The sequence below is a fragment of the Dietzia sp. DQ11-38-2 genome (assembly GCF_014145055.1).
Taxonomy (GTDB): domain Bacteria; phylum Actinomycetota; class Actinomycetes; order Mycobacteriales; family Mycobacteriaceae; genus Dietzia.
In genome coordinates, this window is sequence record NZ_JAALDW010000096.1 from 1 (window position 1) to 7,574 (window position 7,574).

The window sequence follows — 7,574 nt, forward strand, 5'->3', positions numbered from 1 at the left end:
GGTGGCGGCTCCTGCTCGACCGTGGTCCCTACTCGGCCGAGGGCGAGCGGGCGCTGTTCACCGCGCACCGGGCGGACGTGCTGGTGACCAAGGACTCGGGAGGCGTGCACACCTGGCCGAAGATGGCGGTGGCCGCCGAACTCGGGGTGCCGGTGGTCGTCGTGCGCCGCCCGGGGGCCGCTCCGGGTGTGGAGGTGGTGGCCGACGCGGTGGCCGCCGTCGACCGAGTCGGGACCCTGGTCTGAGGAGGCTCCGGACGCCGGGTTCCGGGCCGATCCACAGGATCCGATTACGGGGTTAACACATGTGTAGAGACGATCGACGCCTCGCCTGGCCGCGTCCGTCCTTGCGGGACCCGATCTCGCGCGGGTCTGCATCGCCGCAGGTCAATCAAGTCGAGGACGGTGGACTGGCCTCACGTATCACGACTCCGGCGCCACCCGCAGGGACTTCGCCCAGCCCGGCGCCGCCGAGAACATGATCAGAGAAATCGGCCTAAACACAGAAATGTTCGGACACCTGAGAATAGTGTGGTCTCCATCACACCAGGAGGCCGAGTGTTATCAGTTCGTAATCTCGAAGTCGTCTACGACGACGCGATGCTCGTCATCAGAGGTGCGAGTTTCGACGTGCCGGACGGCCACATCGTCGCGCTGCTGGGCGCGAACGGAGCCGGCAAGTCGACGCTGCTGCGCAGCCTCTCCGGACTACTCGATGTCCACAACGGGGCCATCACCAAGGGGTCGGTCACCCTCGACGGGGAGGACATCGGTTCGCTGAGCGCACCCGCGATCGCGCGACACGGCGTCAAGCACGTCCTCGAGGGGCGACGGATCTTCAAGGAGTTCTCGGTCGAGGAGAACTTGCGCATCGGCGCGCACGTCACGCGCCGCCACCTCCGCGAGGGCCTCGATCGCGTCTACGGGCTCTTCCCCGTCCTCCACGAGCGCAGGTCGCGAGTCGCCGGCTACCTGTCCGGCGGCGAGCAGCAGATGCTGGCGATCGGCCGGGCGCTCATGTCCGCACCGCGATTCCTCCTGCTGGACGAACCGAGCCTGGGCCTGGCGCCCAAGATGGTGGAGCAGATCCGGGACATCATCGTGGAGATCAACTCGCAGGGGACCGGGGTGCTGCTGGTCGAGCAGAACGCGGCGATGGCGCTGTCGATCGCCAGGCACGGGTACGTGGTGGAGACCGGCCGCGTGGTCATGGACGGGCCCGCGGCGGACCTGCTCGACAACGACGACATCCGCGAGTTCTACCTGGGCGCGCGCTCGGACTCCGACGGGACGAAGTCCTATCGCAACGTCAAACAGTACCGCCGGCGCAAGAGGTGGGCATCATGACGAACCCGTCTACGACCAGCCCGGTCGTCGAGTTCTCGCAGGTGAGTTTGGCCTTCGGGAACCTCAAGGCGATCGACGGCGTCGACTTCACCGTCAACCCGGACGAGCTCTTCGCGATCATCGGCCCCAACGGCGCCGGGAAGACCAGCATCTTCAACGTGCTCTCGGGGGTGTACCGGCCGCAGCAGGGGTCGGTGAAGCTCAAGGGTCAACAGCTCCTGGGGATGCGTCCGCACAAGATCGCCCGTCTGGGGGTCGCCCGGACCTTCCAGAACGTCGAGTTGTTCGCCAACCTGACGTTGGTCGACAACCTCATGCTGGGTCGCCACGTGAAGTTCCGCTACGGCACACTCGCCGCGATCGCCTGGGTGGGGCCGGCCAGGCGCCAGGAGGAACTGAACCGCGCCGCGGTCGAGGAGATCATCGACCTGCTGGAACTGCAGGCGTGGCGCAAGCTCCCGGTGGGCCTGCTGCCCTACGGCATCCAGAAGCGCATCGAGCTCGGGCGGGCGCTGGCGATGGAGCCGGAGATCCTCCTGTTGGACGAACCCGTGGCCGGGATGAACCTCGAGGAGACCGAGGACACCGCGCGCTTCCTGCTCTCGATCCGACAGGAGTTCAAGACCCCCATGATCCTCGTCGAGCACGACATGAGCCTGGTGATGGACATCGCGGACCGCGTGCTGGCCATCGACTTCGGTGCCCCGCTGGCCCTCGGCACCCCCGCGGAGGTCCAGAGCCACCCGGCGGTGGTGGAGGCCTATCTGGGCGGCCAGGCCGCGGTGCCCGCGGACGGAGGGGGGAGCTGATGAGCACCACCACTCTGGCCACGCGGGTCCGGGACAACGCCGCCGCCCACCCCGGGGACGTGGCACTGCGGAGGAAGTCACGGGGTGTCTGGCAGCCGACGACCTGGGCCCAGTACTGGGACCAGATCCAGGACGTCGCGCACGCGCTGATCGCGCTCGGGATCGACACCCAGGACCGAGTCGCGATCCACAGCGAGAACCGGCCCGAGTGGCTGATCTGCGATATCGCGACCGTGGCCGTCCGGGGCGTCAGTGTGGGCGTCTATCCGACCAACCCGGCCGCCGAGGTCGGGTACCTGCTGGAGAACAGCCAGGTGAAGCTGCTCGTGGCCGAGGACCAGGAGCAGGTGGACAAGGCCCTGGCGGTCTCCGAGCAGTGCCCCGACCTCACCCACATCGTGTACCTGGAACCGCGCGGGATCCGGGGACACTACGACGACGAGCGCCTCATCCACTGGGACGACTTCCTGGCGCTCGGGCGCGAGCACCGTCTGAAGGACCCGGAGGCGGTGGTCAGACGGATGGAGCAGGCACGGCCTGACGATCTGATCACCCTCGTCTACACCTCCGGGTCGACCGGCCCACCCAAGGGCGCCATGCTCACCACGTCCAACGTCGAGTTCGCGATCGACACCGTCATGACCCGCGGGGGGACCTCCGATCCGCCCCCGGGGCCCTCCGATTACGTGCTGACCTATCTCCCGCTGTCGCACGTCGCCGAGCGCTTCTTCACCACGTGGATGAGCTGCGCGAGCCGACTCCAGGTGACCTTCGCCGAATCCATCGACACCGTGCCCCAGAACCTCCAGGAGGTGCAGCCCACCCTGGTGATGGGCGTGCCGCGGATCTGGGAGAAGCTCCTGGCCTCGGCCCAGATCCGTCTGGAGGACGCCACCTGGCTCAAGCGGAAGTGGTCGGGTTTCTGGCTGGCGCGCGCCGAGCGGATCGGCGACGCGCTGGTCTCGAACGGCGGACGGCACACCCCGGCCAGCCGAGCCTGGTACGGGCTGGGGTGGATCTGCATGTATCGGGCTCTGCGGGTCCGGACGGGCCTGCGGTACGCACGGCACGCGGTCTCCGGAGCGGCACCGATCGCCCCGGAGGTCCTCAAGTTCTTCATGGGGATCGGCGTCCCGATGCACGAGCTCTACGGGATGACGGAGAACTCGGCGATCGCCACCACGAACAAGCCCGGACGGGTCAAGCTCGGGACCGTCGGTGAACCCCACGAGGGCACCGAACTCAAGATCGACGAGAGGACGGGCGAGATCCTGGTCCGCAGCCCGGCGGTGTTCGCCGGGTACTGGCGAAACCCCGAGAAGACGGCCGAGACCATCGACGCCGAGGGCTGGCTGCACACCGGGGACGTGGGCGAGTGGGTCGACGGGACCCACGTCAAGATCACCGACCGGATGAAGGACATCATCATCACCGCCGGCGGCAAGAACGTCTCGCCGTCCGAGGTCGAGAACGCCCTCAAGGTGTCCCCCTACATCAAGGAGGCCCTCGTGATAGGCGACGGTCGCAGGTACCTCACCGCCCTCATCGGGATCGAGCTCGACACAGTCGGTGACTGGGCCACCCGCAAACGGATCGCCTACACAACCTACCGGGACCTGACGGAGAAACCCGAGGTCCGCGAGCTGGTACAGGGGGTCGTCGACGCCACCAACGAGAGGTTCAACGCCGTGGAGCAGGTCAAGGCATTCGCGCTGCTGCCCAAGGAGCTCGACCACGACGAGGGCGAGCTCACCGCCACCCAGAAGGTCAAGCGGTCGGCGGTGACGGGGATGTTCGCGGATCTCGTCGACGAGCTCTACGAGGGGGCACGATGACCCAGTTCCTCAGTGCCCTGAGCGTCGGTCTGGGGTCGGGTGCCATCTACGCACTCGTCGCGATCGGCTTCGTCATGATCTTCAAGGCCACCGGCGTCATCAGTTTCGCGCAGCCCGCGTTCCTCATGTCCGGGGCGATCATCGTCAGCTTCCTCGCGCCGGTGATGGGGTTCTACGTCGGGGCGATCCTCGGGGTGATCGCCATCGGTGTCATCGCCCTTCTGGTCGAGCGGGCCGCGATTCGCCCGATGGTCGGCAAGGCGGTGTTCATCGTGGCGATCATCACCGTGGGGTTGGACATCGTCATCCGAACCGTCGCCGGGATGTTCCTCGGCACCCAACCGCGCTCGGTCGGGGACCCGTGGGGGACCGACGTCTCGGTGATCGGCGGGGTCATCGTCCAGCACCGGCACGTGGCGGCGTTCGTCACCGCCGCCGTGATCGTCGTCGCCCTGCTGTTGTTCTTCCGGTACTCCTCGGTGGGCCTGGCGATGCGTGCGGTCGCCTCCGACCAGGAGGCGGCGATGGCCCAGGGCGTCAGCGCCAGTGCGATCTTCGCGCTGTCCTGGGCGATGGCCGGGGCCCTGGCGGCACTCGCGGGGATCTTCGCCGCGACGGGCGGCCCGATCGGCAACACCTTGTGGCTCGTGGCTCTCATCGCGTTGCCCGCGATCGTCATCGGCGGGTTCGACTCGATAGGCGGCGCGATCATCGGCGGCCTGACCATCGGCATAGCCCAGGCCATGGTCTCGACCTACCACAACCAGTGGTTCGACGGCAGCGGCGTCATGCCCGAACTCACCACGAACCTGGGTCCGCTGATGCCCTGGATCATCATGCTGGCCGTGCTGCTGGTCAGACCCCACGGATTGTTCGGCACCAAGGAGGTGGAACGGGTATGAGCACACTCGTATCGGCGGCGGAACCGTCGGGGGGATCCCCGACGCCGCGGACCGCGACCGGGCGACGGGCCGGCTTCTTCGGCGGTCCCCGCGGGCGGCCGGAGCTCTACTCCAGCTACCGGCAGGAGCAGGCGCTGTTCAACACGCGGGCCAAGGCGCTGGGCGCCGCCGTGCTCGTCGTCCTCGCCGTCCTGCTGCCGCTCAACGTCAGCGACGACGTGCTGCGGATCCTCGGGCTCGGGCTGGTCCTGGCGATCGGCGGGATCGGGCTCAACCTGATCACCGGTTACGCGGGGCAGATCTCCCTCGGTCACGCCTTCTTCGTGGGGGTCGGCGCGTACACCGCCTCGGTGGTGGCCGGCGATCCCGAGGGGCGTGCGCTGGGCCTGGGGATCACCTTCATCCCGGCGTGGATCCTCGCCGCCGGTGCGATGGCCGCGCTCTGCGGGGTGATCGTGGCGCCGCTGGCCACCAGGTTGCGGGGGCTGTACCTCGCGGTGGTGACGTTGGGCCTGGTCTTCCTCGGCACTTACATCTTCACCGAGCGGGGGAGTGTCACCGGTGGCCAGGGAGTCGGTCGCGAGGCCCCCCGGCCGATCCTGTTCGGGGACGACCTCACCCTCGATAGCGCGTTCACCTCGGACCAGAAGTTGTACTGGTTCTTCCTCGCGCTGCTGTTGATCGGGGCGCTCGCGGCCCGGAACATCGCGCGTTCACGGGTCGGCCGCGCCTTCGGAGCCATCCGCGACCGTGACATCGCGGCTGGCGTCATGGGTGTCGACCTGGCCCGTTACAAGCTCATCGCGTTCACGGTCTCGTCCTTCTACGCGGGTGTGTGCGGGTCGCTGCTGTTCGTCGCGAACCGGCACTTCGGTCCGGAGCAGTTCGGGCTGATCATGTCGATCCAGTTCGTCGCGATCGTCTTCATCGGCGGCGCCGCGACGATCTCCGGCACGATCATGGGCGCCCTGCTGATCGCGTCGCTGCCCCGGATCTCCTCCGAGATGGCGCACTTCGTCCCCTACATCTCCACGGCGCCCAACGTCAGCCCGAACATCTACGAGGTCGAGGCGATCCTGTACGGCGGCCTCATCGTCGCGTTCCTGTTGTTCGAGCCACGCGGCCTGTTCGGCATATGGCTGCGGATGCGGATGTATTGGAAGAGCTTCCCCTTCACCTACTGACCCCACCCACGTCTGATCCCACACATCGAACACCGAGGAGAACATCATGAAGTCCAAGACGCTACGCAGCGGGGTGGCCGGTCTGGCGGCCGTCGCCCTGGTCCTGTCGGGCTGTGGTCGCGACGACGCCTCCGACACCGAGGTCGCCGGGATCACCGACGAGCCGTGCCCGAACGCGGTCGACGAGTCGAACGGCTGCATCTACCTGGGTGCGGTCACCGACCTGACGGGCCCGTTCTCCCCGGTCGGCGCCCCGATGATCGAGGGCGCGCAGGCCTACTGGCAGAACGTCAACGAGAACGGGGGCATCGACGGCTACGAGGTCGACATGGTGACCCACGTTCGCGACAGCGGTTACAACGAGACCACGCACTCCCAGGAGTACCGGGAGATCAGGGATCAGATCCTGGTGCTGGCGCACTCGCTGGGCACGGCCCACACCAATGGCATCCTCGATGACACCCGGCAGCAGAACATCCTGGCGGTCCCCGCCTCGCTGGGGTCGAACTGGCTCTTCGAGGACGGCGTGCTGGAGTTCGGTACCAGCTACTGCGCCGAGGCCATGAACATGGTCGACTACGCCGTCGACGAGCTCGACGCCACGAGCGTCGGGATGGTGCACTTCCCCGGTGACTACGGCGACGACGCGGCCAACGGGGCGGAGATCGCCGCCGAGGAGCGCGACATCGAGTTCACGCGGTACACCACGGCGCCCGGCGGCACCGACGAGCAGACCGCGGTGATCCAGCGGATCCTGGCCGACCGTCCGGACGTCGTCCTGCTCGCCACCAGCGCGATCGAGACCGGCGCCATCGTGGGTGCGACCGTCGCGCAGGGGTACGAGGGCCAGTTCATCGGCGCCACGCCCACCTGGAGCGCGGGGCTGATGGGGAGCCAGGCGGCTCCCGCGCTGGAAGCCCGGTACCGGGGCGCCGCCACCGTCGCGCCCTGGGGATACGACTCCGAGGGTCACAACGAGATGCGCGAGTTCGCCGAGTCCATCGGGGCCGAGCCCAACGACTGGTTCGTGCTGGGATGGGCCGCCCAGACCGTCATCCGCGGTCTGCTCCAGCAGGCCATCGAGAACGACGACCTCACCCGGGCCGGGGTCTTCGAGACCGCCGACCAGCTGACCGGGTTGGACACCGACGGCATGTTCGCCGAGGGCGCAGGTGACTACTCGGGTGACGTCAACGAGCACGCGTCGCGCTCGACCATCTTCAACCGGATCGAGGCGGGCAGCCCGACGGGTCTGGTCCTGGAGGAGGAATGGTACGAGGGGCCGACCGCGGCGGACTTCGAGTTCACCGAGGCGTGCTACCTCATGTGACCGAACGCGCTCGGTTCAGCTGACGCGAGCCGCCCGTCGACCACCGTCGACGGGCGGCGCGCTGTGCACGCGGGCGACCTCGGCCGCGAACCTCGCGGCCAGTGCGGGGTGCCCGGCCCAGTGGGTGTGGAGGTACGAGGCGTGCAGGGTGGGGGTCGCGAACCCCTC

The 7,574-nt window shown here is 68.0% G+C and carries 7 protein-coding genes; all 7 read left to right on the forward strand.

The window, feature by feature from the left end:
• Window positions 1–245: precorrin-6A/cobalt-precorrin-6A reductase (locus G6026_RS03745; protein WP_182612292.1), on the forward strand; the 245-nt coding region annotated here is incomplete at its 5' end.
• A gap of 312 nt (window positions 246–557) precedes the next feature.
• Window positions 558–1,346 carry an ABC transporter ATP-binding protein gene (locus G6026_RS03750; RefSeq protein WP_182612293.1) on the forward strand — a complete coding sequence of 263 codons (789 nt, stop codon included), beginning with the start codon at window positions 558–560 and terminating at the stop codon, window positions 1,344–1,346.
• Complete coding sequence (locus G6026_RS03755; RefSeq protein ID WP_107755349.1) at window positions 1,343–2,155, forward strand: ABC transporter ATP-binding protein; 813 nt, start codon at window positions 1,343–1,345, stop codon at window positions 2,153–2,155. The genes G6026_RS03750 and G6026_RS03755 overlap by 4 nt, the downstream gene beginning before the upstream one ends.
• The gene (locus G6026_RS03760; RefSeq protein ID WP_182612294.1) at window positions 2,155–3,990 is read left to right on the forward strand and encodes an AMP-binding protein; all 1,836 of its coding nucleotides are present in this window, start codon (window positions 2,155–2,157) and stop codon (window positions 3,988–3,990) included. The genes G6026_RS03755 and G6026_RS03760 overlap by 1 nt, the downstream gene beginning before the upstream one ends.
• The gene (locus tag G6026_RS03765; protein WP_107755351.1) at window positions 3,987–4,892 is read left to right on the forward strand and encodes a branched-chain amino acid ABC transporter permease; all 906 of its coding nucleotides are present in this window, start codon (window positions 3,987–3,989) and stop codon (window positions 4,890–4,892) included. Before G6026_RS03760 ends, G6026_RS03765 begins: the two co-directional genes overlap by 4 nt.
• Window positions 4,889–6,076 carry a branched-chain amino acid ABC transporter permease gene (locus G6026_RS03770; protein ID WP_182612295.1) on the forward strand — a complete coding sequence of 396 codons (1,188 nt, stop codon included), beginning with the start codon at window positions 4,889–4,891 and terminating at the stop codon, window positions 6,074–6,076. The genes G6026_RS03765 and G6026_RS03770 overlap by 4 nt, the downstream gene beginning before the upstream one ends.
• A 46-nt stretch (window positions 6,077–6,122) precedes the next feature.
• Window positions 6,123–7,406, forward strand: coding sequence for an ABC transporter substrate-binding protein (locus G6026_RS03775; RefSeq protein ID WP_107755353.1), 1,284 nt, complete (start codon window positions 6,123–6,125; stop codon window positions 7,404–7,406).
• The last annotated feature ends 168 nt before the right edge of the window (window positions 7,407–7,574 follow it).

Coding starts and splice junctions, on each gene's coding strand:
- G6026_RS03755 (WP_107755349.1), top strand. CDS start 1,343: ATGACGAACCCGTCTACGACCAGCCCGGTCGTCGAGTTCTCGCAGGTG.
- G6026_RS03760 (WP_182612294.1), top strand. CDS start 2,155: ATGAGCACCACCACTCTGGCCACGCGGGTCCGGGACAACGCCGCCGCC.
- G6026_RS03765 (WP_107755351.1), top strand. CDS start 3,987: ATGACCCAGTTCCTCAGTGCCCTGAGCGTCGGTCTGGGGTCGGGTGCC.
- G6026_RS03770 (WP_182612295.1), top strand. CDS start 4,889: ATGAGCACACTCGTATCGGCGGCGGAACCGTCGGGGGGATCCCCGACG.
- G6026_RS03775 (WP_107755353.1), top strand. CDS start 6,123: ATGAAGTCCAAGACGCTACGCAGCGGGGTGGCCGGTCTGGCGGCCGTC.